The sequence below is a fragment of the Cupriavidus taiwanensis LMG 19424 genome, assembly GCF_000069785.1.
Lineage (GTDB): Bacteria > Pseudomonadota > Gammaproteobacteria > Burkholderiales > Burkholderiaceae > Cupriavidus > Cupriavidus taiwanensis.
Genome location: NC_010530.1, coordinates 2,069,724 through 2,095,653 on the forward strand (window position 1 = coordinate 2,069,724; position 25,930 = coordinate 2,095,653).

At 69.2% G+C, this 25,930-nt stretch carries 19 protein-coding genes; 5 read left to right on the forward strand and 14 right to left on the reverse strand.

What is annotated here, in order from left to right; translation table 11 throughout:
* The first annotated feature begins 63 nt into the window (after positions 1–63).
* Complete coding sequence (locus RALTA_RS24770) at positions 64–1,050, forward strand: tripartite tricarboxylate transporter substrate-binding protein (protein WP_012356706.1); 987 nt, start codon at positions 64–66, stop codon at positions 1,048–1,050.
* 15 nt (positions 1,051–1,065) lie between these two features.
* On the forward strand, positions 1,066–2,712 hold the full coding sequence (locus tag RALTA_RS24775) for a rhodanese-like domain-containing protein (protein ID WP_012356707.1): 1,647 nt from the start codon (positions 1,066–1,068) through the stop codon (positions 2,710–2,712).
* Positions 2,713–2,754: 42 nt separating this feature from the next.
* Here the strand turns inward: RALTA_RS24775 and RALTA_RS24780 are convergent, their stop codons facing one another.
* On the reverse strand, positions 2,755–3,579 hold the full coding sequence (locus RALTA_RS24780) for a substrate-binding domain-containing protein (RefSeq protein ID WP_012356708.1): 825 nt from the start codon (positions 3,577–3,579) through the stop codon (positions 2,755–2,757).
* Between the two features lie 229 nt (positions 3,580–3,808).
* Here RALTA_RS24780 and RALTA_RS24785 point away from each other — a divergent pair, with 229 nt between their 5' ends.
* Positions 3,809–4,711 (forward strand): LysR family transcriptional regulator, encoded by a 903-nt coding sequence (locus RALTA_RS24785; RefSeq protein WP_012356709.1) that lies wholly within the window; start codon positions 3,809–3,811, stop codon positions 4,709–4,711.
* Positions 4,712–4,901: 190 nt separating this feature from the next.
* Entirely contained in the window at positions 4,902–5,846 is a 945-nt protein-coding gene (locus tag RALTA_RS24790; RefSeq protein WP_025585443.1) for a DUF808 domain-containing protein, read from the forward strand.
* 421 nt (positions 5,847–6,267) lie between these two features.
* Here the strand turns inward: RALTA_RS24790 and RALTA_RS30430 are convergent, their stop codons facing one another.
* From RALTA_RS30430 to RALTA_RS24805, 4 genes are all read right to left on the reverse strand, one after another.
* Positions 6,268–6,408, reverse strand: coding sequence for a hypothetical protein (locus RALTA_RS30430; RefSeq protein ID WP_012356711.1), 141 nt, complete (start codon positions 6,406–6,408; stop codon positions 6,268–6,270).
* Between the two features lie 128 nt (positions 6,409–6,536).
* On the reverse strand, positions 6,537–7,784 hold the full coding sequence (locus RALTA_RS24795) for a hypothetical protein (RefSeq protein ID WP_157877245.1): 1,248 nt from the start codon (positions 7,782–7,784) through the stop codon (positions 6,537–6,539).
* A 112-nt stretch (positions 7,785–7,896) separates the two neighbouring features.
* Positions 7,897–9,810, reverse strand: coding sequence for an adenylate/guanylate cyclase domain-containing protein (locus tag RALTA_RS24800; RefSeq protein ID WP_012356713.1), 1,914 nt, complete (start codon positions 9,808–9,810; stop codon positions 7,897–7,899).
* Positions 9,798–11,159 (reverse strand): FecR family protein, encoded by a 1,362-nt coding sequence (locus tag RALTA_RS24805; RefSeq protein WP_157877248.1) that lies wholly within the window; start codon positions 11,157–11,159, stop codon positions 9,798–9,800. The genes RALTA_RS24800 and RALTA_RS24805 overlap by 13 nt, the downstream gene beginning before the upstream one ends.
* 215 nt (positions 11,160–11,374) lie before the next feature.
* Between RALTA_RS24805 and RALTA_RS24810 the strand changes: the two genes are divergently transcribed.
* Positions 11,375–12,094, forward strand: coding sequence for a Crp/Fnr family transcriptional regulator (locus RALTA_RS24810; RefSeq protein ID WP_012356715.1), 720 nt, complete (start codon positions 11,375–11,377; stop codon positions 12,092–12,094).
* On the opposite strand, the gene RALTA_RS24815 is transcribed toward RALTA_RS24810, so the two are convergent.
* The 9 genes from RALTA_RS24815 to RALTA_RS24855 are packed head-to-tail and all read right to left on the reverse strand — an operon-like array spanning position 12,058 to position 25,333.
* Positions 12,058–14,487: a glycosyltransferase family 4 protein gene (locus RALTA_RS24815; RefSeq protein WP_012356716.1), complete on the reverse strand. Its 2,430-nt coding sequence runs from the start codon at positions 14,485–14,487 to the stop codon at positions 12,058–12,060. The two genes, RALTA_RS24810 and RALTA_RS24815, sit on opposite strands and share 37 nt — an antisense overlap.
* A 48-nt stretch (positions 14,488–14,535) precedes the next feature.
* Positions 14,536–15,561, reverse strand: a complete 1,026-nt coding sequence (locus RALTA_RS24820; RefSeq protein ID WP_012356717.1) for a glycosyltransferase family 4 protein — start codon at positions 15,559–15,561, stop codon at positions 14,536–14,538.
* Positions 15,558–17,132: a methyltransferase domain-containing protein gene (locus RALTA_RS24825; protein ID WP_012356718.1), complete on the reverse strand. Its 1,575-nt coding sequence runs from the start codon at positions 17,130–17,132 to the stop codon at positions 15,558–15,560. The genes RALTA_RS24820 and RALTA_RS24825 overlap by 4 nt, the downstream gene beginning before the upstream one ends.
* Positions 17,122–18,405: an ABC transporter ATP-binding protein gene (locus RALTA_RS24830; RefSeq protein ID WP_012356719.1), complete on the reverse strand. Its 1,284-nt coding sequence runs from the start codon at positions 18,403–18,405 to the stop codon at positions 17,122–17,124. Before RALTA_RS24830 ends, RALTA_RS24825 begins: the two co-directional genes overlap by 11 nt.
* 1 nt (position 18,406) lies before the next feature.
* A complete protein-coding gene (locus RALTA_RS24835; protein WP_012356720.1) occupies positions 18,407–19,186 on the reverse strand; it encodes an ABC transporter permease in 780 nt (259 codons plus the stop codon).
* A gap of 34 nt (positions 19,187–19,220) precedes the next feature.
* Entirely contained in the window at positions 19,221–20,717 is a 1,497-nt protein-coding gene (locus tag RALTA_RS24840; protein WP_012356721.1) for a mannose-1-phosphate guanylyltransferase/mannose-6-phosphate isomerase, read from the reverse strand.
* A complete protein-coding gene (locus RALTA_RS24845; protein WP_050976526.1) occupies positions 20,704–22,182 on the reverse strand; it encodes a TolC family outer membrane protein in 1,479 nt (492 codons plus the stop codon). The genes RALTA_RS24840 and RALTA_RS24845 overlap by 14 nt, the downstream gene beginning before the upstream one ends.
* 26 nt (positions 22,183–22,208) lie before the next feature.
* Positions 22,209–23,549: an HlyD family type I secretion periplasmic adaptor subunit gene (locus RALTA_RS24850; RefSeq protein WP_012356723.1), complete on the reverse strand. Its 1,341-nt coding sequence runs from the start codon at positions 23,547–23,549 to the stop codon at positions 22,209–22,211.
* Between the two features lie 11 nt (positions 23,550–23,560).
* Positions 23,561–25,333 carry a type I secretion system permease/ATPase gene (locus tag RALTA_RS24855; RefSeq protein ID WP_041232627.1) on the reverse strand — a complete coding sequence of 591 codons (1,773 nt, stop codon included), beginning with the start codon at positions 25,331–25,333 and terminating at the stop codon, positions 23,561–23,563.
* Positions 25,334–25,930 lie beyond the last annotated feature (597 nt).

Consider the following 25,930-nt stretch of genomic DNA (forward strand, 5'->3'; position numbering starts at 1 on the left):
CGGTCCGATTGGCCGTCACAAAAGCTCCCACGACGGCCTGCAGGCTCTCCTCAGGTCTTCACCATGCTCCGCCGCAACCTTCTCCGCGCCCTCCTTGTCCTTTCGCCTGCGATGCTGGCTGCCCAGCCGCTTGCGGCAACCGCCGCCGATGCCACGTTTCCCGCGAGACCGGTGCGCATCGTGGTGCCGGTGGCGCCCGGCGGCAGCGCCGACAAGCTGGCGCGCACGCTCGCCACCCGGCTCAGCGAAGTGTGGCAGCAGCCGGTGGTGGTGGACAACGTGGTCGGCGCCAGCGGCACCATCGGCGCGGCGCAGGTGGCCAAGGCCCGTCCCGACGGTCACGTGCTGCTGCTTGGCGGCGAAGGCGTGACGCTGAACGCCTCGCTGTACAAGAACCTGCCGTATGACACCAGCCATGCCTTTCGCGGCGTCACCAAGGCCGTGGTCAACCCGCAGGTGCTGGTGGTCAGGCCGGACCTTGGGGTAAGGAGCTTCCAGGATTACCTGGCCCTGGCGCGCCGCAAGCCGGGGGAACTGGCACTCGGGCTGCCCGGCAATGGCGGCATCGCGCACGTCGCGCATGAGATGCTGTCGCGCCAGCTGGGCTTCAAGGTCAACTACATTCCCTATGCCGGTGGAGCGCCGGCTACGGTGGACCTGCTCGGCGGCCACATCGACGCCACGCTGATTACCCTGGCTGCCGTGACCGACTATGTCAGGGCAGGCAAGCTCACGGCGCTGGCGGTCACGACGCCCTATCGCTCCAGGGCGCTGCCGCAGGTACCCACGCTGGCCGAAGCCGGCGCCGCGGGATTCTCCGTGGAGAGCTGGCAGGGACTGCTTGCCCCCGCTGCAACCCCGGCCGCCGTGGTGGACCGTATCAGCCGCGATGTGGCGGCGGTGCTCCACGCACCCGCCACGCGCAGCCAACTCGAAGACGCGGGCTATGTCGTGGTCGCTTCGTCGGCGCAGGAACTGGATGCCACACTGTCCCGCGACCTGCCCCGATACGCCGCCGTGATCGCCTCATCGGGCATCGCCTTGCGCTGAAAGCGTACATCCCAAATGACAGACATGACCCATACCATCGACGCCAGCACGCTGCGCAAATGGCTGAATGACGGCCAGTCGCTGGCCCTGTTCGACGTGCGCGAGCATGGCCAGTACGGCGAAGGCCATCCCTTCTTTGCCGTGCCCCTGCCCTATAGCCGCCTGGAACTGGAGGTTGGCCGCCTGGCCCCGCGCCGCACCGAGCGTATCGTGCTGTTCGACGACGGTGCCGGCGACGTGGCAACGCGCGCGGCGCGGCGGCTTGCGGCGCTCGGCTACGCTGACGTGACGCTGCTGGACGGCGGCGCACCAGCCTGGGCGGCTGCCGGATACACCTTGTTCAAAGGCGCAAACGTGCCATCCAAGACATTTGGCGAATGGGTCGAGCATATCCAGCACACACCGCATCTGAGCGCCGATGCGCTGGTCGCACGCCGCGCCGCCGGTGAGCCGTTCGTGCTCGTTGACGGCCGTACCAACGAAGAACACCGCAAGATGACCATCCCCGGCGCGCTGGGCTGTCCCAACGGAGAGCTTGCGCTACGCCTGCCGGCTCTGCTGGTAAATCCGAGCACGCCGGTCGTCGTGCATTGCGCGGGGCGCACGCGCAGCATCATTGGCGCGCAGACGCTGCGGAACCTCGGCCTGCCCAACCCGGTGCTCGCGCTCGAGAACGGCACGCAGGGCTGGTATCTCGCCGGCCATGCGCTGGAACATGGCAGCGAGCGGTTCGCCGACGCCGTACCCTGCGCCCCGCTCCTGCAGGCTGCGCGCGACCGGTCCGCCCGGCTGCTGCGGCGCTTCGGCCTGCCATCGCTTTCCACGGCACAGGCCCAGCAATGGCTGGATGACGAGCACCGCACGACCTACCTTTTCGATATCCGCACCGCGGAAGAATTCACCCGGCGCTCGATCGCCGGCGCCGTCCACGCCCCCGGCGGGCAACTGATCCAGGCAACGGACCGCTACATCGGGGTGCGCGGCAGCCGTGTCATCGTGTTCGACGATGACGGTGTGCGCGCCCCGGTGATCGCCAGCTGGCTGCACCAGCTTGGCTTCGACAGCGCCGTCCTTGCGGATGGCGTCGATTCCGGCGTCACAGTGCCGGTGCGGCCGCAGCCGGACGTTGGCGCGGGCCCGCGTGTACTGGGCGTCGGTGAGCTGCGCACCTTGCACGATGAATCCGCGGCGCTGGCGGTCGTCGATCTGCGCGAGAGCGCCGCATTCAACCAGGGCCACGCGCAAGGCTCCGTGTGGTCGACCCGCCCGCGCCTGCTGCAAGCCTTGCAGTCGCTCGGTACAACGCCGGACCATCCGGTGGTATTGCTCGCGAGTGAGGCCGAGGTGGCTGCCCTCGCGTGGAAAGACCTGCTGGAAGCGGGCTATGCCAATGTCTTCCGCACCGAGGGCGGCTACCAAACGTGGCTGTCGGCCGGTCTGGCGCAAGCCGCCGAGGGGGAGCCGTTGCCGCCGGCGGCGCGCATCGACTATCTGTTTTTCGTGCATGACCGCCACGAGGGCAACCAGGAAGCCGCCAGGGCGTACCTGGCGTGGGAGACGGGGCTGATCGCCCAGTGCGAGGAGGATGAACTGCAGGGGTTCCGCGTTCCGGCGGATACGCGCGACGCGTCGTCCGAGGCGCGCAGGACACAGCGCGCCTAGCACAACCGCAATGGGCCACGCTTCGCCGACAGTCGACCTGGCTCAACGCATCTGCGCCGGCCCCAGCGCCGGAGGCGCCGGTGGCTGCAGCGGCGTGGCCACGGGCTCCAGCCCGGTGCTGCTGACAATCGATGCCGCCGCCGGCGAGGCCAGGAAACGGATGAAGCGCGAAGCTGCCGCGCTTTGCCGGCCCGCGACCGTTCCCGCGGAAAAGAACACCCTCTGCTGCAGCTCGGCGGGCAGCGGCCCCACGTAGTCCAGTTCCTTGAACGGCAGCAGCTCGCTGACCTGCTGGAAGCCGATCTCGGCATCGCCCCGCGCCACCACGGCGCCGACCCGCTCGCTGTAGATCTTGCGCGCCTTGTCCTGGATCTGTTCTGCCACCCCAAGCCGGGGGAACAGCTCGCTGGAGAGGTACGTCCCGCTGGCGCTGGCGGAATAGGCGATGGACTTCGCATTGAGCAGGGTCTGCTTCAGCGCCTCGGCCGTGCTGATATCCGGCTTGGGCGTGCCCTTGCGCACGGACATGCCGATCAGCGAGCGCGCCAGGTCGACCCGGCTGCCGGCGGCCACCTTGCCTTGCTCGACCAGCTTGTCCAGGCCCGAGTCCGCCAGGATCACGACATCGAAGGTCTCGCCGCGCGCCAGGCGGCTGGGAATGGAATCGGGCGCATTGCCCATCGACGCGCCATAGGCGGTGATGACGCGGTCCTGGGTCGCGGCCTCGTACAGCGGCACCAGTTGCTGGTAGGCCGCGGTAAAGCCGCCCGAGGTAATGACGCGGATCTCGTCGGCCCAGGCCGGCGCGGCCAGCCACAGCACGAACACCAGCAACGCGCGCTTGCCGGCAGGAATGTTCAGTTTCATGTTGTCTCCTCTGGTTCAGTTTTGCGGGCGCTGCGCGCGTCAGCTTGCCTTGCGGAATCCGCCTGGCCCGCAGTTCCGGCGACTTGATGGCGGCATCGATGGCCTTGTCCACCGTGTCCAGGATCGGGCGGGTATTGCGCGGGAAGAGGGCGGACCGTCCCCGATCAGCATTGCAAGGGTAGTCATGCGAGACTATTCTGTGAATTGCAATGTTCTGATGATTTCATGCATGGCACGCATCAATTTCGCCCTCGAAGACCTGCAGGCCTTTGTCGCAACCGCTGAAAAGGGCAGTTTCCGCATGGCGGCCGAAGCGCTGCATATTTCGCAACCGGCGCTGAGCCGGCGCATCGAAAAGCTGGAAAAAACGCTGGGCTCGCGCCTGCTGGACCGGACCACGCGTCGCGTGGAGGTGACCCATGTCGGCCGCCAGTTCCTGGAAGAGGCCCGCGCCGCGCTCGATATCCTCGACAACGCCGTGTTCCGGCTCGGCGACGAAGCGGCGCTGCAACGCGGCCTGGTGACCGTGGCAGCGATACCGTCTGCCGCCCTGCATTGCCTGCCTCATGCGATCCGCGCGTTTGCCGGGCGGCATCCCGGCGTGCGCGTGCGCGTGGTCGACGAAAGCGCCAGCAGCGTACTGGCCAGCGTGCTGTCCGGTGAATCGGATTTCGGGCTCAACTTCTTGGGCGCCCAGGAGCCCAATATCGACTTTCGCGCCATCCGCGCCGAACGCTACCGGCTGGCAATGCGCCGGGACGACGAATGGGCCGGGCGGGAACGCGTGGCCTGGCAGGACCTGGCCGGTCAACGGATGGTCAGCGTGTCCCGGCACAGCGGCAATCGTGCCCTGATCGAGAACGCTATCGCCCATCTGGAGCGGCGGCCGACCATTCACTACGAAGCCAACCACGTCGTCGGCGTGCTGGCGCTGGTCGAGGCCGGCCTGGGCATGGCCGTGCTGCCTGGCATGGCGGTACCGCCGGATCATCCCCGGCTTTGCGCCGTGCCGCTGGTCGAGCCGGATGTTGACCGCGTACTGGCGCTGATACGCCGTCGCGACCGGCCACTGCAGCCCGCCGCGCAGGCGTTGTACGAGACCATCGCGTTGTCGATGGCGGAGGATGCATGACGAACAGGCCGGCCACGCGGTGCCCGCCGGTGCCGAAGCGAACCCATGTTCTACAATCTCGCCGGCTGCACCTGAAACCCCACGGCAACGGCGACCGGTACGAAACCTGCTTGCCCAGACACCAAGGAGCATGACCGAATGACAAACTGGCTGCATGAGCGGCAGCGCTGCCGCGCGCGGAGGCCCTGACATGGCTGGTTCAAGCTTGCTGGTATTGATCGACGACATCGCCACCATCCTGGACGATGTCGCGGTCATGAGCAAAATGGCGGCCAAGAAGACCGCGGGCGTGCTGGGCGATGACCTGGCGTTGAACGCGCAGCAGGTCAGCGGCGTCAGGGCGGAGCGTGAACTGCCGGTGGTTTGGGCCGTTGCGCTGGGGTCGATCCGCAACAAGGTGATCCTGGTGCCGGCGGCGCTGGCGATCAGCGCCTGGGCCCCCTGGGCCGTGGTGCCGTTGCTGATGGTGGGCGGCGCGTTTCTTTGCTACGAAGGCTTTGAAAAACTGGCGCACCGGTTCCTGCACAGCGAGGCCGAGGATGCCGCACACCACGTTCGTGAAGTCCAGGCCGTCGCGGACCCCGCCGTCGACATGGTGGCCTTCGAGAAAGAGAAGATCAAGGGCGCGGTTCGCACCGACTTCATCCTGTCGGCGGAGATCATCGTGATCTCGCTGGGCACCGTCGCCAACGCTCCCTTCGGCCAGCGGCTCGCGGTCCTGTGCGCGATCGCGGTCATCATGACGGTCGGCGTGTATGGCCTTGTGGCCGGCATCGTGAAGCTCGATGACGCGGGCCTGTACCTGAGCAAGCAGGCGTCGGCGGGCCTGCGCTGGATGGGACAAGGCCTGTTGCGGCTGGCACCCTTGCTGATGAAAACCTTGTCGTTTGCCGGGACGGCGGCGATGTTCCTGGTGGGCGGCGGCATCCTGATGCACGGCATCCCGGCGATGCACCACGTGACCGAAGCCACGGCACTGGCGGCGGCGGGGGTGCCGGCAATCGGCGGCGTGCTCGCGGTGCTGGCGCCGGTGTTGCTGGACGGCATTGCCGGCATCGCCGCCGGCGCGCTGGTGCTGGCGGCGGTAAGCGTGGTGAAGGCCGGCATGCGGGCGTTGCGGCCTTCGGCACGGTAGGTGCGGCAAGGCGACGGTCGCACACCGGAATGCCGGGCGCCTGCCGGCGCGCGGGGTGTGGGACCTGGGCGGCGGATCCTATGGCGGCGTCGCCAATGCCATCCGCCTGGATGGCGCGGCGCCCGGGCGGAGCGTTGCAGGCCATGGATGGCGCGACGGCGGGGCACCGTCGATGCGGCGGTTGACCCCACGTTGGTGGGATCTCGCACAGATTTGCCGGGCGGTGTGACAGGCATCACCGACGTGGCCGGCGTGCCTGCCTAGAATGCCGCGTAACGGTCGTCTTCACGGCCGTTAATCCCCGCATTTTCCGCCAGTCGCTCCCCGGGCACTGGCGGCATTTTTTTCGTGCTTCGCCGCGAGTTTCTCGCGGGTTGGAACGCTGGCCAGCCACGCCGGCAAAAACAACGCAGCGTCCGGCTCAGCGCATCCAGTAGCCGACAGCAAGCGCCACGGCAATGGCCAGCACGATAAGGACAGGCACGGTGCGGTTGCGGCGGCCGCGCCGCGGATAGCGATGGAATTCGCCCAGGCCGCCGTTGGTCAGTTTTTCCCAATCCATGAGACGCGCAAAGTTTCCATGTCAGGCGCAGCAGGCGATTGTGTCAGCGCGCGCCGCATGAAAATGTGTCCGCCGGCACAATCTCCGCAGGAACCGTTCGCCCGCCATCGCGAATGCCCCCGTGCCGCTCAGAAGTCCATCAACACGCCGGTGCTCACCGTCCCTGCGCGATAGCGGAACAGGGGGATGGAGTCGTCTGATTGCTGGTACAGGCCCTGGATATAGAACGAGAGCTCCGACGCATGGCGATAGGTATAGCGCAGCAGCACCTGGCTGAGCACCTGCCGGCGGCGCGTGTCGCCGAACAGCGCGCGAAAGTACGGCTGGCGATCGCGCAGTTCCTGGCGCTGCGCGAGCGCGACGACCAGGTGGCGCGGCTGTGGCAGCCATGTCAGGTTCGCAAGGATGGCGTAGCCATCCCGGTCGCCGCCCGCGCGCTCGTTGCGTGCCAGGTCGCGGATGACGCCGACGGCGGCCGACACCTGCAGGTTCGGCGCCAGGTCCAGGCGCCCGCGCAGCCGCAGGTCGTGGCGGCGCGCATCGAAGGCATGGCCGTCGGGATAGCGGTCGAGCGACATGCTGGTATCGATGCCGAGCCGGTAGGGCTTGCCGGCCAGCTGCCGCTCTGGCAGCCAGTAGCCCAGCAGCGCGCCGCCGCCATACTGGTAGGGCCGCCCGCCCAGCCACGTATAGCCCAGCGCGGCCTGCCCCTCCACCAGGCCAACGCCGGTCTCGCGGCCATAGTGGGCGGCCAGGCTTGTACCGTACTGGCTATAGTCTTGCCGCTGGGCGTATTGACGGATCGAGGCGCCAACGGACACGTTCAGCCCTTCGACGCCGCCGGTCCCCCAGTTCACACTGCCGTCCATGCCGGCAAAGCGGTCGGCCTGTGCCAGCTGGGACGGCTGCAGCAACAGGTATGGCAGCGGCGCCCCCGGGGCCAGCGGCACCAGCGGATCGCGCGGGCCATAGTTGGCGTTGGTGGTGTAGCCGGCCAGCAGCGAAAGCTGGCCGCGCAGGCGCGGGTCCGGGCGCTTGCAGCCGCCGCGCACATAGGAGTCGATCAGCACCCGGATGGCCGGCGGCACATCGGTGCCCCCCTGTAGTTGGGAAAACTGTGTGAAGGCGCGTTCGCGCTCGCCCAGTTCACACAGGGCAATGGCGATGTCGAGCCGTGCTCCGGCGTGCGGCAGGGGCAGACGCTCGACATCGAGCAGCATCTGGCGCGCCGCGTCGAAGTCGCCGTCGCGCATCGCGCCATGGACGCGCTGGTAGAAGGACTCGTAGGCACCGCCCGCGTCGAACGCCGCTGCAGGCAAGTCTGCCACCACGCCCGCCGAGGATCCCGGCTGGTGCGGCGCCACCCGATCGGGCATGGCCGGCCGGGCGGGAAGCACGGGCTGGGCCGCGTGTCCCCATTGGGCCGCGGCGCCGCAAGCCCACATCAGCATTGCGCACAGGCTCGCCCGCGTGCACCGGGCACGCGCATCACGCAACAGCCGGCTCCGACAGGTCGAAAGGCTGCGGGCACGGCCGCCCGCGGACCGCGTAGATCTGCTCGGCCCGGCTGCGTCCGCGCAGGCGCGCGCGACCAACCGGCTTCAGTACGTGGCCTTGTGCCAGCGCCGCGGTGCCCTCGCCTACCAGGAGGTCGGCCGAGACCGCCTTGCACAGGTCCTGCAGCCGCGACGCGATATTGACCGTGTCGCCGATGGCTGTATAGCTCTTGCGCAGCGGCGAGCCGATCTCGCCCACCACCGCTTCGCCACTGTGCAGCCCGATGCAGACCCGCACCGGCGCCAGCCACGGGCATGCTGCCTGCAGCCGCGCGTTCAGCGCCGGCATGCCGGACAGCATGGCGCAGGCACAGGCCAGGCCCCGGTCCGCATGGTCAGGCTGGTCGAGCGGCGCGTTCCAGAACGCCATCACCGCATCCCCGATGTACTTGTCGACCGTGCCGCCAGCGGCATGGATCTGCGCGGTCAGTGCTTCCAGGACGATCTCGGTCACTTTGACCAGCCGCTCCGGCGCCATGGTTTCGGCCAGCGCGGTGTAACCCTCCATGTCGGCGAACAGCACGGTCACGGTCCGGCGCATGGGCAGCATGGCCTCGTAGCCGCGTTCGCGCAGCAAGGCTTCCATCACCGCCGGCGGCAGGTAGCGGCGGAAGCGGCGCTGGAACTGCCGCGCCTGCGCGCGCGCCAACGCCCATTCCGCCGGTGCCTGCAAGACCAGCAGCAGGATCGCGGCCACCACGGGCAGCACCGCCGCGCGGCCTGCGGCGCCAGGCGGCAATCCCAGCAGCACCAGCAGCCATGACCCGGCCATGCCGGTCAGGGCGCCATAGGTGACCAGCAGGTTGCCGCCGCGCGACAGCCAGGCGAGCGCCAGCACGGTGGCCACGGTCCAGGCCCAGCCCAGCCACGGCAGCACGAGCCGCGGCGAGGGCGCCGCGGCTTCCGCCAGCAGCCAGTCGAGCATTTCGGCATGCGCCATCACGCCGGGCAGGCGTGGATCGTGCGGGCTGACGACATGGTCCGACAGGCCGAGCGCCGACGCGCCGACCAGCACATAACGTCCCGCCAGCGCCTGCGCCGGCACGCGCCGGGCCAGCACATCGACCGCGCTGAACACCGGAAACCCTTCGCTCGCGTGGCGCCAAGGGATGGGCACGAAGCCATCCGCCTCCCTCGCCTGCGCCAGCAGCGGCGCCAGCGTGGTCCAGGGCAGCGCCGCAGGCAAGCCGGGCCTTGCGCACAGCAAGGCCGCCGCGGCCAGCATCGGATACTGCTGCCCGGCATAGCCGATCACCGGCGCCATGCGCCGCACCACCCCGTCGGCGTCCACCTGGGGCGTGATATGACCGACGCAATCGCCCGGAGCGGCGGTGAAGAAGTTGCCGAGATGGCCCGTCGCCGCCGGGGGCGCTGCCAGGTCGGCGGGCCCCGGCAGCGCGCCACCGGGCTGGCCGGCGCGCGCCGTTTGCTGCGTCAGGTAGAAGGCCTGTGAGAACACCATCCGGTGTCGTCTGGCGAGCGCAAGCAAGGCGGCATCGGCGGCGGCGTCCCGCGGTTCGGGGAATACCATGTCCAGGGCGACCACGCGGGCTGCGTGCCGGGTGAAGAGCTCTCCCGCCAGCCCCGCCACGACTTCGCGCGGCCATGGCCAGGGCCCGACGATGTCCAGGCTGGCCTCGTCGATCTCGACCACCGCGACATGCGCCGACTGGCCCGCGGACGGCCCCAGCCGCCAGCGCAGGTCGGCCATCAGGTCCTCCAGGCGGTGAAACCAGCGCGGCGACCACATGCCGCTGCCGAGCAGCGCGCAGGCGCCCAGCACCAGGGCGAACAGTCCCGGGCGCAGCCAGTCGCGCGGCGTGCCTGCCGCGCCTAGCGCCCCCAATTTGTCGCCCCTACCGCCGTCTGCCCGGAGGCGCCGATCTGGCTGCTGAACACGTAGCCGGCCTGCGACGCGTCGGTGCCGGCCAGCGCGCCGCGCACCATGGCATTGCCCGCGGCCTGGTCGCTGCGCATCATGCCGTCGGAGGTCACGGAGCCTTGCGCGCGCATCGAATGGCTGAGCTGGCTGGTGCTGACCGTAAGGCTGGTGTCGAAGCGGCGCTTGCCGAAGTCGACCACCAGCGACGGATCGGCGACGGTCGCCGCGGTCGCCTTGCCATCGCCCACCACGTAAGCCTCGGCACTCTTGAGCTGGAAGCCGAACACACCCTTGACCGGCATCGTCATCGGCTCGCGCGAATCGCGAACCAGGGCAAACGGCCCGAAACCGCCCATCGCAACGATGTCATGGACGCCTGCGCGCAGTGCTTCCAGCGTGGTGTCCGCCGGCAGGCTGGCCAGGGCCTGGTAGCGGCCCCAGAACAGCTTCTGCGCCTCCGGCGCAGGCGGGACAGGCTGCGGGCGCACCACCGGCGTCTCGGGCACGGGCGCAGGGGCGGGACGCGGCTCGGGCAGCAACCTGACGGCGTCACCGAGTATTTCGATCTCGTTGGCGGTGACGACCGCCGGCGCGCTCACCGCCGAGGTCTTGACCTGTCCGCCGGCGACGCTCCCCTCATCCTTGCCGGGCGGCGCCACCGCCTCGGGCGACAGGTGCTGGAACTGCGGCCCGAGCAGCGTCGGCTGGGTCTCGCCATGGCGCAGCTGCAGGATGCTGCCGCCGGCCTGGCTCGACAGCCCCGTGCCGCCCTCGCACGGGCCCGTGCCTGCGGGCCGACAGCCAGCAAGGAATGGCGACATCACAATGCCGCCGGCACGCACGCTGGCACGCGTGGTGCGGGCGTCGGTGAAGACCGAGAAGTCGGTACCGCGGATGCCGATCGCCGCCACCGGGGTATTCATGCGAAAGCGCTCCCGTGCCGCCTGGGCGCCTTCGCCGGAGATGGTGCGCACCACGCCGCGGTTCAGCCTGAGCTTGATCTGCGTATTGGCGGGCGCGGCGCTGTCGTAGGCGTAGGCCTCGATGGTCAGGCTGGAGTTCGGGCGCAGGCTGACAAAGCCGCGGTCCACCGTGTTGACGTAGACGTAGCCGTCGCTGCCGGTCTCCAGCGTCGCGCCTTCGTGCAGCGTGCTGCCGGCCTGCAGCGGCTGCCGCTGGCCGTGCGCCTCGAGCCAGGCGCTGCCCGCCACCACGGCGATCTTGCCCACCTCGGCCGGTCCCTGCGCCCATGCCAATACCGCCCAGCCGATCGACAGGCAGCCGATCAGCATTCCCCGGATCATCGTATTCATTGCAACCCCTTCTGACTTCGGTGCGGCCCAAGGGACGCACGCCGGCCCCTGTGCGGGTCGCCCCGGAGGCTCCCGCATCGTCGACAGGCTGGCGATGATGATGACCGAGCCATGCCCGGTGCTTTGTGACAGGAATCACAAACGCGGCCAACGCGGACGTGTTAGCTTGGATGTGGGGTGACAGCTATGTAACGTCCATGTCTAAAATTTCAGCAATGAAGCCGCTTGATCTGCTCAGGCGACAACGTCTCCTGGCCGGCCTGGATGACGAAACGCTGCTTGAGCTGCAGGCCGAGATCCGGATCCAGCGGTTTCGCAAGCGGGAATTTGTCGTCCACCACGGCGCCGCCGGCGATTCGCTGATGATGCTGCTGAGCGGCCGGCTGCAGGTCATCGCACTGGCGGAGGATGGGCGCGAAGTGGGGCTCGATTTCGTCGAGCCCGGCGACTATTTCGGGGAGCTGTCCATCATCGATGGCCTGCCCCGCTCCGCCTCGATCGTCGCCAGCGTCGATTCGCTGGTCGGCTTCCTGCCCCGGCAGAAGGCGAAGTGGTTGTTCTACAACCACCCGAGCGTGATCGAGACCCTGCTGCAGAAGCTGTGCAACACGATCCGCCAGGCCTCCAGCTATCGTTCGATGCTGGGCATGAACCGGGCCTACTCGCGCGTCTACGCGATCCTGATGAGCGCCGCGCGCAACCCGACCGGCAACCTCGTCACGATCGAGAACCTGCCCAACCAGCAGGGCATCGCGATCATGGCCAATGTCAGCCGCGAGACCGTGTCGCGCGCGATCCACGCCCTGGTCAGCACCGGTATCGTCCAGAAAGACCTGCGCCGGCTGATCGTGCGCGAGCCGGTCATCCTGGAAAAGCTGGCCAAGGGCGAAGCCGAGATTCAGGTGCGCAAGAAGCCCGAGGCAAAGGCGGCGTAGCGTTCGCCGATCTTGCGCCAGTCGCCGCTCGCGGCGACCTTGGCGCGCGCCGACGCAACCAGCGCGCCATGGCGCCCGGCGTCGAGCGCATGCGCGGCGCACAGGGCGCCGGCGAGGTCGTCGGCCTCGATCGGCACGAAATCCTCCCACGCGGTGAGGCCGCTGCCGCGCGCGCCGAATGCCGTGCTCAGCACCAGCAGGCCGCTGGCGGTGTACTCGGCCAGCTTCAGGTTGGTGCCGGAGCCGGCCCGCACGGGATTGAGGCCGTAATCCGCCAGGCCTAGCCACAGCGACTTCTCCGCCGCGTCGACCACCCCCAGCATGGCGACATTGCCGGGCCGCGCATCGGCGTCGATCATGCCGCAGACCGAGCCCATGATGGCAAAGTCCAGCGCCGGGCTGCGCGCGGCCGCGGCCAGCACCAGCAAGGCCGCTTCCAGATTGGGCCCGTGGGCACTGCCCATGAACAGGGCCAGTGGCCGCTCCTTGCCCAGGCGGCTTCCCCGGGCCTGGCGCTCGGCAACCGCCACGAACGGTGTCTCGGCGATCTCGATGCCGTTGGCCAGCACCGCCACCGGCGTGCCGTCGAGCTGGTACAGCTCGCGCAGCCGCTCGGCATCGAGCTCGCTGCAAGCGGTCACGCCGCACGCCTGCTCGGCGCACTGGCGCTCGAAGTGCCGCACCAGCTGGGCCGCCCACGCGTGCCGGCCATACATGCCGGCCTTCAGGTCGTACTCGACATTGTGCGCCTCGTACAGGTGCGGACGCGGCTCGCCGGCAGCCTGCAAGGCGGGGAAGCCGTACGGATGCGCGCACACCGCCAGCTCCGCGATGCGCAGCTGCTCGCGCAGCGCCTCGAGCCACTGCGGCACGCTGTCCGGGTGCATCGCCGCGGCCAGGTCGCCCGCCGACACGCCAAGCTTTTGTTCGAGATCCCGGGCATGCTCGCGCAGGCGCGGCGTCACCGGCACCACCTCCTCCACCACCCCGGGCGCCAGCGGCCTGGCATGGCGGGGCATGGCGGTGTCCGCCAGGTTGACGAAGCGCACCTCGAACGCCTGCGCCAGGTGGCGGTACAAGCCGAACAGCCGCAGCTTGCCGCCGCTGACCACCGGCTCGACCGGGAATGTGTTGACGACCACGAGGCGGGGCTTGGCCGGGCGTGCCACATGCGCCGCGCAGGGCGCCGGGGCGCACGCCGACGCAGCAGCGGGGGCGGCGCCGGACAGCAGCCAGTCGCCAAAGGCCTGCCAGTGGATCGCCGCCGCGCGATCGCGCGCGCGCAGGCCCATGGCGGCGACGCCGGCCGGGTCCGCTGAAAGCCGCGCGATGGCAGCGCCGAGCGCTTGCGCGTCGGGTGCCGCGATCACGCCATTGACGCCATCCTCGATCAGTTCGGTGGGCCCGCCGCTGTCGCTGACGGTCAGCACCGGCCGCCCGCACAGCATCGCCTCCAGCGTGATCAGGCCATAGTCCTCCTGGTACGGCACGAAAGGGACGAATGCCGCCCGGGCATATGCCTGGGCCAGTTCCGCATCGGTGAGCCTGCCCAGAAACTGAATGCCGTCGTGGCTTGCCGCACGCGCGCGCAGGGCCTGCTCTTCCGGGCCGGCGCCGGCAATGCGCAGCGGCAGCGTCGCACCGCTGCGCAGATAGGCATCGATCAGCAAGTCGATACGCTTGCCGCCCACCAGCCGGCTCGCGGTGAAGATGCCGGCGTCGTCCGGCAGCGCGGCGGGCGCCAGCCCCTCCAGCCCGGTCGGGTGATGGCACACCTCGACATGGCAGCCCGCAGGAAAATGCGAAGCACGCTCCTGCACCGTGCGCGAGATCGCCGCGTAGCGCCGGATATGGCCGGGCTGCATGCCGATGCGGTCAAGCAGATGCACCACCGCGCGCGCGAAGGTCCCGGGAAAATGCAGCAGTTCCGGCGGCGCATCCGCGCGCGTCAGCGCCGCCAGCAGGGTCTCGGCCACCTCGGCCGCATCCAGGCTTTCGCCGCCGTGGCCCGCCAGCAAGGCGGACTCGAGTGCCGGCGGCAACCGCAGGCGCGCCACCGCAGCGGCGTCCGGCGGGCGCGCCAGGTGCGCCGGGCACGTGTCATAGAGGCCGCGCAGCTTGTGCTGCAGGTAGACCATATGGTTGGGATGCCGGACCATCCACGCCGGGTACTTGGTGCTGATGACGAGGTCGAAATGGCTCAGGTCCAGCCGAGAGAAGGTGCGGTAGCTTCCGATCAGCTCGACCAGGTTGCGCTCCGGGCTCGGCAGCTTGATCAGTTCGGCCACCACGCCCGCACGCCGGTTCAGTTCGCGCAGCATGCCCCACCAGAGGTTCTCGGCGCCGCCGATGATAAAAGGCACCGGACTCGGTGCCACGATCGCTACTCTCATGTGTTCCGCTCTACCATGATGTGGTCAGTTGTCTGCACGGTGCGCCGCTCACGATGTCAGCGTCGCGACCACGTGTTCCCAGCCGATGCCGCGCGCCAGCAGCATCTGCCGGCCCGCCACGCCCATCTCCGCGGCCTGCGCCGGACGCGCGGCGATGGCCTCCAGCGTCGCGGCAAGAGCGTCGGGATCCGGCGGCACCACCCAGCCGTTTTCCCCGTGCCGCATAAACTCGAGCGGCCCGCCGCCGTCGCTGCACACCACCACCGGCTTGGACGACAGCATCGCTTCGAGCGGCACATAGCCGTAGTCTTCGTCGCGCGCGGGAAAACACACGGCAAGGGCGCGGGCGTAGAAGTGCAGCTTCTCCTGTTCGCTGATCTCGCCCAGCAGCGCCACGCGGTGGCCCACGCCCAGCGCCTCGATCCGCTGGCGCAGTATTTCCATCTGGCCGCCGGTGCCGGCCAGCACGATCGACAGCCCGCCACGCAGCCGCGCGGCGGCCTCGACCAGCAGCGCCTGGCGCTTGAGCGTCTCGAGCCGGCTCGGCATGAAGATGAACGGCAGCGCCGCTTCGCAGCGGAACCGCCCCACCAGCGGCGGCGGGTGATAGAGCGGCTCGGCTTCGATCTGGTTGTACTGCCACAGCCGCTGTGCCACGCGCCGCGAGTTGGCAAAGCGCCGGCGGGTCCGGGCAAGGCTGGCGTTGTCGAAGGCGATCACACGCTCGCGCAGGCGCCGCAGCGGCGGCGTGGCCGCGGCTTCGGCATACAGGTCGTACACGGCGCGATGCTGGTGCATCACCCACACGTGGTGATCCGGGTGCGCGACCCCCCAGCCGGGAAACTGCAGGCTGATCACGCGGTCGATCTCCACCCCGTTGGGGCGGTGCATGTCGAGCGCGGCCGCGTGCGCCATGGCCTGCTCCACGGCGTCCTCCGGCCCGAAGCGGAACGGCAGCCGCAGCACCTCGAGCGCGTGCCCGGCCTCGCGCAGCGCGGCGGCGAGATTGGCGATGTGGTACTCGGCGCCGCCGTGCAGGAACGGCACCAGGTTCGCGGTCAGCAGGATCTTCACGGTGCGGCGGCGGCTTCGTGCTGTGGCGCCGGCGAGGCGGGCGGCAGCAGCGGCTTGCGCGCGATCATTGCGTAGTCCTGCGGTCCGCACAGGTGGCCGTTGACGCGCTCGGTCAACGGGTCGTCCCCGGGCACCTTGGCCGATGCCGGATAAGGGTTGAGCCGCAGCACCTGCGGCGCCTCGAAGCCATGGAAGGCCAGCAGGAACGACAGCGACGTCGGCGTGACCGGATTGCGGTGGGAAAAGTCATGATAGAAGGTATGGCTGCCCACCAGCAGGTTCTCCGGATTCGGCGTCTCGATCAGGATCGAACCGCCCGGCGCCAGCACCCGCGCCGCATTGGCGATCATCGCGTACAGCACTTCGAAGGGCAGATGCTCGACCACATGGAACGCCGTCACCGCGCCCAGCGCGCCGGCCGGCATGCGGGCCATGGCCTCTACGCCATCGCAGGCATCGACCTCCAGGCCGTGGCCGCGGCAGAACGCCACCATCGTGCTGTTGAGATCGACGCCGCGCGCCGGAATGCCGCGCTCGGCCAGCAATTCCAGCCATTCGCCGCGTCCGCAGCCGATATCGAGTACCGGGCCGGGTGACGCCTCGCGCAGGGCCTCGATCCAGCCGTCATAGGCGGACAGCTTGCGGCGGATCTCTTCGCGCGAGCCGCGGTTCGCGTTCTCGAAGGCCATGTAATAGGCCTCGATCTGCGCGCGCAGGTCCGCGCCGTCCGCGGCCTCGCCATGCCCGTTATCGCTGACCCCGTGGTGGGGCAGCAGGCCCGGCACGGGCGGCGCGGTGCGGCGCTCGCCCATGCGCGACAGTCGCTCATGGGTCAGCTCGGCCGAGAGCTTTTCCAGCTGGTCTTCCAGCGCGTCGAGGCGCGCGCGCGCGTCGCGCTGTTCGCGCAGGGCATTCAGCACGCTGCCCGCGACCGCCTCGATCGGCTTGCGCCAGGCGCGCTGCGCGCGCAGCATGCCGTCGCGTTGCCGCTGCAACGCATCGGCGAGCCACACCCCCGCCGCCTCGCGGCGGGCCAGGCGCTGCTCGTAGCGGCCGAAGGCGCGCCGCGCCGGCCCGCCCAGGCCCAGTCGCAGCGCAACGCGAGCCGCCAGGTACCGTGCCAGCAGTCCGGCGCCGCCGGCCAGCCGTACGCCGCGGCGACGGCCCTCGGCCGAGGCGCGCAGCTGTGCCACGACCCACAGCCGGCTATCGGTCAACGCCAGCACCGCGGCGTAGTGGGCGGCGCCGGCGTCGTCGGGCTCGCGTCCCAGCAGCAGGCGGTAGGCCTGCCCGACAAACTCCGTGCGCGGGATCGACAGCAGGTGGACCGGGTGCAGGACACCGTCCGCGCCGGCATAGCCCAGTTCCGGCAGCGCCGGCTCGGGCAGGCTCAGGTAGTCCGCGGACAGCGGATCCTGCGCGCTGGCCTTGCCATCGGCCGCGGCCGCCTCGGCGCGCACGCGGGCGACCAGCGCCTCCAGCGCCGCACGCGCCTGGGCCGCGTCACCGTCGCCCGCGGCCGGCGCGCACGGTTCAGCGGGCTCGGATAGCGCATTTCGCTCATGAAGCAAAGGGAATCTCCTTGTCGGCACCGGCACCGGCACGCACGCCCTGCGGGGTCTGGCTGAAGCTGACCGGCAGCTCGCACAACCCGGCGAAGGCGCGGGAACCGAATGCCGACACTTCGAACTCGAGTGCGTTGTCCAGCCAGTGCTGGCAGTTGTGAAGATGGGTCAGCTCCGAGTGGACCGCGAGCGTGACCGAATAGCTGCCCGGTGCCAGCCGCACCGGGAAATCGAAGCGGCATTCCGACACCGTGCCGCGGCGGAACTCGACCCGGCGCCCCAGCAGTCCGGTATTGGTGCCGAACATGTCCTGGCCGAAGCGGTCGCGCAGCAGGAAGCCGACATTCAGCGCCACGTTGTCGTCCGAGGCCACGGCAAGCCGCAGGCTGACCGCATCGCCGCAGACAAACTTGTGCGACTCCCGGCCCTGCCCGTCATGCAGCGTGGCGGCCACGATGCGCGTGCGCCGTTGCCCGTAGTCGCGGTCGCCATCGCCGCCATCATCGCGCGCCGTCATCTGCATGCCGGCGGGCACCCCGGCGATCAGCCGGAAATAGCGGCTCACGGCCTGCTCTGGCGTGCCGTCGAACAGCAGCCGGCCCGCTTCCAGCACCACCGCGCGATTGCAGACCAGCTTGATCGCGTTGACGTCGTGCGAGACAAAGAGAATGCCGCCGCCCTGCTCCCGGTACTCGCGGATCCTGGCGATGCACTTCTGCTGGAAGCGGGCATCGCCGACCGACAGCGCTTCGTCGACAACAAAGCAGTCCGGATCCGCGTGAATGGCGATGGCAAAGCCCAGGCGCATGGTCATGCCCGACGAGTACGTGCGCACCGGCGCATCGATGAACGGCCCCAGCTCGGAGAACGCAATGATGGCGTCGCGCTTGCGCCGCACTTCCGCCGCGTCCATGCCCAGCAGCCGGGCATTGACGTCGATGTTGTCGCGCCCCGACAGGTTGGGATCGAACCCCGTGCCCAGTTCCAGCAAGCCGGTGACCCGGCCCGCATGCCGGACCGTGCCGGCATCGGGCAGCAGTACCCCGGTGACCAGCTTGAGCAGCGTGGACTTGCCCGCGCCGTTGCGCCCGATCACCCCGACTGCGTCGCCCGGCCGGACTTCCAGGCTGACGCCGTCGAGCGCCTGGTGGTCGCGGTGGCAGGCCCGGCGCAGCAGCGCCTCCTTGAGCCGGTCCGCGGGGGATGCGTAGAGGCGGAACGCCTTGCTGACGCGCGTCAGCGCGAGCAGCGGCGCCGCCGTGGATGCAGTGCCTGGCATGTCAGAGCAAGTCCCGTAGTTCGCGTTCCAGCCGCCGCTTCATCCAGCGCGCGGCCAGCAGCAGCGCGGCCGCCAGCAGCGCCAGTGCCGCCAGCGGGGCCGGCGCCGGCAGCCGGCCGCCGAGGATGATGACGTGGACCGCGTCGATGGCCCAGTACGCCGGGTTGAGCATCAGCAAGGCACGCGCCCAGGCCGGCAGGATCTCGGGCAGGTAGACCACCGGGGTCATCCAGAAGCCGAACTGCAGCGCGACCGCCACGATATTGCGAACGTCCGGCAGGAACACCTCGAGCATGCCGAGCACGATGCCGACGCCGTAGGCAAACGCGCCCAGCAGCCCGATCACGGCCGGCAGCGCCAGCCATGCCGGGTTGAACGGAAAGCCGATCACGGCAAGGTACGCGGCATAGAGCACCATCGATATGCCGTAGACCGTCAGCTCCACCGCAACCACATGCAGCGGCATCAGCCCCAGGCTTACCGGTACCTTGCGGATCAGGTGCGCCTTGGCGGTGTAGACCGTGGACAGGCGCGACAGCGTATTGGCGAACAGGTTCCACGCCAGCATCCCGCCGATCAGGTGCACCGTATAGGCGTAGGGGCTGCCGTCGCTGCCGAGCCGTGCCCGCATCAGGTGCGAGAACACGGTACTGAACACGATAATGAGGCACAGCGGGTGGATGATCAGCCAGGCCATGCCGAACAGCTGGCCCTGCTGGCGGTCCACCAGCTCCTGCCGCGCGAACAGCAGCATCGTCGAAAGCGCCTGGCGTCTTGCCATGGTCCCTGTTTCCTTCTCTGCGCGACCGGCCACGTCAGGCGTGGTGCGCCGAAGCCGGCGCCGTGCCGCCTTGCGCCGGCGCACGGCCATAGTTGTCTTCGAAGCGCACGATGTCGTCTTCGCCGAGATAGTTGCCGCATTGCACTTCGATCAGCACCAGCTCGCTGCTGCCGGGGTTGTGCAGCCGGTGCTTCTGCCCCGCCGGAATGTAGGTGGACTGGTTGGCCAGCAGCCGCGCGTGCTGCGTGCCGTTCTCGACCAGCGCTTCGCCGCAGACCACGATCCAGTGCTCGTAGCGATGCGCGTGCAGCTGCAGCGACAGCGACTGGCCGGGCGCCACCACAATGCGCTTGACCTTGAAGCGCTCGCCCTCCACCAGCACGGAATAGGCGCCCCAGGGCCGCCGCACCGTCCGATGGTGCCGGTAGGCGTCATGCCCCTTGCGCTGCAGCGCCGCGACGATGTGGCGCACATCCTCGGCGTGCTCGCGGTGCGCGACCAGCAGCGCGTCCTCGGTGTCGACGATCATCAGGTTGTCCAGGCCGACGGCGCCGACCACGCGCTCGCTGCGGATAAAGCAGCGGCGGGTGTTGTGCAGCACGGCCTCGGCGCTCACGCTGTTGCCCTCGCCATCCTGCGGCAGCAGCGCGCTCACGCTCGACCACGACCCGACATCGCTCCAGCGCATGGTGTTGCGCACCACGGCGACGCGCTGGGAGCGTTCCATCAAGGCAAAATCCAGCGACTGCGCGCGCACGGCCTCGAACACCACCGGGTCGAGCTCGAGCGACAGCTGGTCGCCGGCGCGCAGTTCGCGGCCGCCGCGGACGCTGCCGGCGGCCTGGTCGGCGATATCCGAGGCGTAGCGCTGCAGCTCGGCCAGCACCGCGCCGGCCGAGAAGCAGAACATGCCGGAGTTCCACAGGTAATCGCCGCTGGCCAGGTAGGCCTTGGCCAGCTCCAGCGCGGGCTTCTCCACGAAGCGGCACGCCAGGTGCGCCTGCTCGCCCGCGCCGATGCGCGGCCCGGCCTGGATATAGCCGTAACCGGTCTCCGGCGCGGTAGGCGCCACGCCGAACGTGGCCAGCCATCCCTGCCGCGCGACCGCCGCCGCAGCCGCCACCGCCTCGACGAAACTGTCCAGCGGCTCGATCAGGTGGTCGGCGGGCAGCACCAGCATCAAGGCATGGTCGCCGTGCCGGCGCGCGACCCAGCTCGCCGCCGCGGCAATGGCCGCGGCGGTGTTGCGGCCCACCGGCTCGAGCAGGAAGCTGCAAGGCATGGCACCCGCCGCGCTGCGCGCAAACATGTCGCGTGCGAGAAAGTAGATGTCGCGGTTGATGACGGTCACCACCTCTTGCACGCCCGGCAGCGCCGCGACGCGGTTGAACGTCTTCTGCAGCAGGCTCTCGCCATCCGCCAGCGTCATCATCGGCTTGGGGAATGTCTCGCGCGACACCGGCCAGAGCCGGGTTCCGGCGCCGCCGGAAATCACCACCGGAACCAGTACCGGCAGGTCAGTGTTGTCCATGTCTGGGTTCTCCAAAAGGCTTGGTGGCTGCGGACACATGGGGGGCACGGCTTGCGGCCGTGCGCGCTGGCCGCTCCGGCCGCTCGGGCTGCCCGGACCGCTCCGGCTGTCCCGGCGCGGCTTGGCCCGAAAACTGCGCACTGGCATCGCGCACGTCCTGCTCGGTGAGCAGGCCCGCCGCAAACAGCAGCCGCAATCGCGTGACGACGTTGGTATAGCGGGCGCGGGCCAGGTTGCGGCGCGCGGTATGGAGCTGCTGCTGCGCATTGAGCAGGTCCAGGTTGACGCGCATGCCCGCCGCGATGCTCAGGCGCGTCGCGCGCAGCAGTTCCCGCGCGGCCTGTTCCGCCTGCTCGTAGGCGCCGACCTTGACCACGCTGCTGAGGGCCAGGTCGAACTGCTTGCGCACCTCGTCCGTGACCTCGGTCCGGCGCCCGTCGAACTCGGCCATCGCCTTGCGGTAGTTGGCTTCGGCCTGGCTGACCTGGGCGCTGACGGCACCGCCGCTGAACAGCGGCACGGCCACCTGCAGGCCGACGTACGCGGTGTCGTACTTGGTGTTCAGCGTGTTGACGGTTTCCGACTTGTTCTCGCCATAGCTGGCCACCAGGTCGACCCTGGGCAGGTGGCCGGCACGCGCGCGGCCGATATCCTGCCGCGCCGCTTCCACGCCGTGCTCGCGCGATTGCAGCTCGGGATTGTTGGCGATGGCGGCATCGGTCCAGTACCCGATATCGGCCGGCGCCGGTCCTTGCGCGCGGAACCCCGCCGACAATGTCGCCAGCAGCCGGTCCTGGCCGCCCGGGCTGGCACCGAGGATCGCGTCCAGGCGCTTGCGCGCCGCCGTCAGCCCGTCGCGTGCCTCGATCACCTGCGCCACCGCGAGGTCAAGCCGGGCCTGCGTCTCGACGATGTCGGTGCGCGTACCCTCGCCCTTGTCGAAGAAGCGGTAGTTCTGTTTCAGCTGCTCCTGCAGCGCGTCGCGCTCGGCCTCGGCCAGCGCGATCACGTCATAGGCCTCGAGCACCTCGGTGAAGGCCGTGGTCACGCGCAGCGCCAGTTCCTGGCGCCGGCTGTCGAACAACGCCGCGCTGGCCTGCGACTGGGCTTCGCCCTGGCGAAAGCGCGACCAGTAGTCCCAGTTGAACAGCGGCTGGCGCAGCTGCACCGCGCCGCTGTAGCTGCGGTAGAACTCGGTGGTGGTCTGGTCGCCCAGGCGCGGCCCGGCGTAGCGGGTGATGTCCGATCGGTTGCGCGCCCAGTTGTAGGTGAACTGGATCTGCGGCAACAGGAAGGACCGCCCGATCACGCGATACTGCTCGCCGGCGGCGGCCTCTTCCACCGCGGAGCGGTAGCGGGGATCCTGCGCGAGTGCCAGGTGATAGGCATCGAGCAGCGTCATGGCCTGCGCCGCGGCGCCAGCTGGCGCGCACAGCAGGCATGCGGCGGCGAGCGTGGCCAGCACGCCGGTTCCAGCACGAACGACGCGCATCATTCCTCCGTCAACGCCGTTCTCGCGCGATCGGCCACCGGCTTGAACAGATAGCTCAGCATGGTGCGCTCGCCGGTCTTGATGAAGACCTCCACCGGCATGCCCGGCCGGACCTGGTGGCCGGCGAGCCGGTCCATGCCGTCCGGCGTCACCTGTGCGCGGACCTTGTAGTACGGCGCGCCCTCTTCCTCGGTCAGGCGGTCCGCCGACACCACCGAGACCTCCGCCGGGATGCGCGGCGTGCGGCTTTGGTTGAACGCCGTGAACATCAGTTCCACCGGCAGGCCGCTGGTGACCTTGTCGATCAGGTTGACCGGCACCCGGGCTTCCACTTCGAGCGGCTCGCCGTCGGGCACGACGTCCATCAGCCTGGCGCCGGGCGCCACCACGCCGCCCTGGGTAAAGATGGCCAGCCCCACCACCGAGCCCGACACCGGCGCACGCACCTGCGTATTGGCGACGTCGAAGTCAAGCCCCTCCAGCCGGCTGCGCAGCATGCGCACATCGCGCTGGGCTTCACCCAGCAGCGTCCGCACCTCTTTCTGTTCCTGCTCGCGGCGAAGGCTGGCGCGTATGCGCAATTCGGTGAGCTGGCTCTGGGTGCGGCCGATGGTGCCGAGATCCGCCGAGATCTCGCCGTTGACCTGCGCGTAGAGGCGCTCGGTGTCCAGCAGGCGGTTGCGCGGCATGTAACCCTCGCGCGCCAGTTCACGCATGTTCTGCAGCTGCTCGCGCAGCGCGGCCAGCTGCTGCTGCTTGTTCTGGCGCGCGTCGCGCAGCCCGCCGAGCTGCGATTGCAGCCCGGTGATGCCCTCGGCAATCGTGCCGAGCTCCTTCTGCAAGGCTTGCCGGCGGGAGGCAAAGAGCTGCCGCTGCACGGCGACCACCTCGGCGACCCCCGGATCCGACGCCGCCTCCCGTTCGATCTCGCCGAAGTCGATGTCGGCGAGGCCGTCCCGCTCCGCCAGCAGTCGCGCCTCGACCGCGCGCGCGGTGAGCAGCTGCGCACGCGTCGCCTCGGCCTGCGCGCGCGCCTGTGTATGGTTCATGGTGACCAGGACCTGCCCGGCCTTGACCTTGTCTCCGTCCTTGACCAGGATCTTCTCGACAATGCCGCCGCTCGGGTGCTGAACCACCTTGCGGTTGCCCGAGACGATGACGGTCCCCCCAACCGGCACGCCCTTGTCCAGCGGCGCCAGCGCCGCCCACAGCAGGAAGCCCCCCAGCCCCGCGGCGATGACGGTCCAGCCGATGCGGCTGTAGCGGCGCGCGGGAACCGCGGGCCCAGATGGCTGCGCGGCGGCGGCCGGCGGCAGCGACGATGCATGATCGAACGACATAGCGATTCAGGTCAGGAATGTGAGCCGGCTGCCCGCGCGGGCTCGCCGCGGCTCGCCAGGACTGGATTGGCACCGCGCGCCGGCTTGTCGGCCGCCTGCGCCTGTGCCCGTTGCTGCATCGCGCGCAGCACCTCTTGGGTCGGGCCGAATGCATGCGAGGTACCGTCCTGCAGCACCAGCAACCGGGTGGTCACGGCCAGCACGCTGCTGCGATGGCTGACGATGACGACCGTGGCGCCGCGTTCGCGGCACAGCGTGATCGCACGTGCCAGCGCAGCCTCCCCGACTTCGTCCAGGTTGGAGTTCGGTTCGTCGAGCACGATCAGCGCTGGCGAGCCATACAGCGCGCGCGCCAGCGCGATGCGCTGCTTCTGCCCGCCCGACAGCCCGGCGCCATCCGGGCCCAGTTCGGTGCCATACCCCTTGGGCAGCTTCAGCACCATGTCGTGCACACCGGCAAGGCGCGCGGCGTCGACCACAGCCTCGGCATCGATCTCGCCGAAGCGCGCGATGTTTTCCGCCACCGTCCCCGCGAACAGCTCGATGTCCTGCGGCAGATAGCCGACAAACGGTCCCAGTTCATCCTTGTTCCATTGCCAGACATCGGCCCCGTCGAGCCGCACCTCGCCAGCCATCGGTGGCCATACGCCGACCAGCAGGCGTGCCAGCGTGGACTTGCCCGAAGCGCTGGGACCGATCACGCCAAGGACCTCGCCCGGCGGCAGCGCGAAGTTGACGTTCTTGAGCACCGGCGCGGTGCCCGGCGCGCCGCCGACCAGCCGCGCCACCGTGAGTTGCCCACGCGGGCGCGGCAGCGACATCGCGCTGCGCCGCGCCGGATTTGCCGCCAGCAGTTTGTGCAGGCGCTCGTAGGCTGCCCGCGCCGCGCTCCACTGCTTCCAGCCGCCGATCACCCCTTCGACCGGGCTCAGGGTCTTGCCCATCAGGATCGAGGCGGCGATCATCATCCCGGCGGTGATCTCGTTGTCCAGCACCAGCAAGGCGCCCACGCCCAGCACCATCGATTGCAACGCGATGCGCGCGAAGCGCGTCCATGCGCCCACGATCGACGCCTTCTCGCTCGCCTCGCCCTGCTTGCCGAGAAAGGCTTCATGAATGCGCAGCCAGCGTGCCTGCAGCGGTCCCAGCATGCCCATTGCCTCGATGGCCTCGGCATTGCGCAGCGTCACCGTGGCCGATTCGGCCGAACGCAGCGACAAGCGGCCCGCTTCGTCGAGCGGCTGGCGCGAGATGCGCTCGTTGATCACCGCCAGCGCGATCAGCACGGCGGCACCGCACAGCGCGAACAGCCCGAGATGGAAGTCGAACAGGAAGATCACGCCCAGATACAGGGGAAACCAGGGGGCATCGAAGAATGCAAACAGCGTCGAACCCGAAACGAACTGGCGCAGCGTGGTCAGGTCGTTGAGCGCCTGGCCGGCGATGTAGCTGCCCTGGCGCAGGTTGGTCTCGAAGGCGGCGGTGTAGACGCGCCGGTTGAGTTGGGCGTCAAGCTGGGCACCGACATGGATGGCCACCTGGCTGCGCACGTATTCAAGCACGGAGATCAGCGCAAACAAGCCCAACGTGATAGCGCTAAGCATCCACAGCGTGGTTTCGCTGCGGCTCTGCAGCACGCGGTCGTAAACCTGCAGCATGTAGAGCGACGGCACGAGCATCAGCAGGTTGATCACGGCACTGAACACGCCGATATTGCGCAAGGCACTCTTGTGCGCGCGCAGGGCTGTCAGGATTTCACTGCCGGGAGGCGCGGATTGGCTCATATGGATTTGCGGATACACCTGAAGCACTGCGGAGAATGGCACCTGCCGTGGGCTGGTTGCGTTGTGACGCGGTGTCACAAAGCAGGTGCGAATTCTGGATGAGGGCTGGGGCGGTGCTTGTGACGTCCATCACAAAATTGTGTGAGGTGGGTCACGGTGGGTTTTGTTCTGGGGGGTGGGGGGATTTGCTTTGGCAATGCGGGTGGCTGTCGTGCTTGGCGGGCGCTGCTGTTTCGCCGGCGTAGCCGGCGACCTCCTTTCTGTCCGAGCGACAGAAAGGAGGCAAAGAGCGCGTCGCCTGGGCGGCTGGCCAAGGCGGTGTTGGTGGTTCTGGCGGTGTTGACTTGCGGTTGTGTTGGTGGTGGTTCCACCCTGCTGACGCTACCTGGATGTGCCTGGCGTCCAAGGTCGGATGGACGAACCCGACTTTAGGTTGGTGGCAGCCTGCTTATGACGTTATTGGTGGGACGCCTTCGGCTGCGCTGCGCGCGCGCTCTATCTCAGGTCTGCTGCTCTGGCACGGAGTGCGTCGCTGCGCTCGCACGCGTTGTCGCGGGGGCGAGCCCACTGGCTTTTGCTGCTCGCTTGTTCTCCCCT

Bases quoted from the DNA above. Each gene is read 5' to 3' on its own strand.
- RALTA_RS24770 (WP_012356706.1), top strand. From the start codon at position 64: ATGCTCCGCCGCAACCTTCTCCGCGCCCTCCTTGTCCTTTCGCCTGCG.
- RALTA_RS24775 (WP_012356707.1), top strand. From the start codon at position 1,066: ATGACAGACATGACCCATACCATCGACGCCAGCACGCTGCGCAAATGG.
- RALTA_RS24780 (WP_012356708.1), bottom strand. From the start codon at position 3,579: ATGAAACTGAACATTCCTGCCGGCAAGCGCGCGTTGCTGGTGTTCGTG.
- RALTA_RS24785 (WP_012356709.1), top strand. From the start codon at position 3,809: ATGGCACGCATCAATTTCGCCCTCGAAGACCTGCAGGCCTTTGTCGCA.
- RALTA_RS24790 (WP_025585443.1), top strand. From the start codon at position 4,902: ATGGCTGGTTCAAGCTTGCTGGTATTGATCGACGACATCGCCACCATC.
- RALTA_RS30430 (WP_012356711.1), bottom strand. From the start codon at position 6,408: ATGGATTGGGAAAAACTGACCAACGGCGGCCTGGGCGAATTCCATCGC.
- RALTA_RS24795 (WP_157877245.1), bottom strand. From the start codon at position 7,784: ATGCCCGATCGGGTGGCGCCGCACCAGCCGGGATCCTCGGCGGGCGTG.
- RALTA_RS24805 (WP_157877248.1), bottom strand. From the start codon at position 11,159: ATGAATACGATGATCCGGGGAATGCTGATCGGCTGCCTGTCGATCGGC.
- RALTA_RS24810 (WP_012356715.1), top strand. From the start codon at position 11,375: ATGAAGCCGCTTGATCTGCTCAGGCGACAACGTCTCCTGGCCGGCCTG.
- RALTA_RS24815 (WP_012356716.1), bottom strand. From the start codon at position 14,487: ATGAGAGTAGCGATCGTGGCACCGAGTCCGGTGCCTTTTATCATCGGC.
- RALTA_RS24830 (WP_012356719.1), bottom strand. From the start codon at position 18,405: ATGCCAGGCACTGCATCCACGGCGGCGCCGCTGCTCGCGCTGACGCGC.
- RALTA_RS24835 (WP_012356720.1), bottom strand. From the start codon at position 19,186: ATGGCAAGACGCCAGGCGCTTTCGACGATGCTGCTGTTCGCGCGGCAG.
- RALTA_RS24840 (WP_012356721.1), bottom strand. From the start codon at position 20,717: ATGGACAACACTGACCTGCCGGTACTGGTTCCGGTGGTGATTTCCGGC.
- RALTA_RS24850 (WP_012356723.1), bottom strand. From the start codon at position 23,549: ATGTCGTTCGATCATGCATCGTCGCTGCCGCCGGCCGCCGCCGCGCAG.
- RALTA_RS24855 (WP_041232627.1), bottom strand. From the start codon at position 25,333: ATGAGCCAATCCGCGCCTCCCGGCAGTGAAATCCTGACAGCCCTGCGC.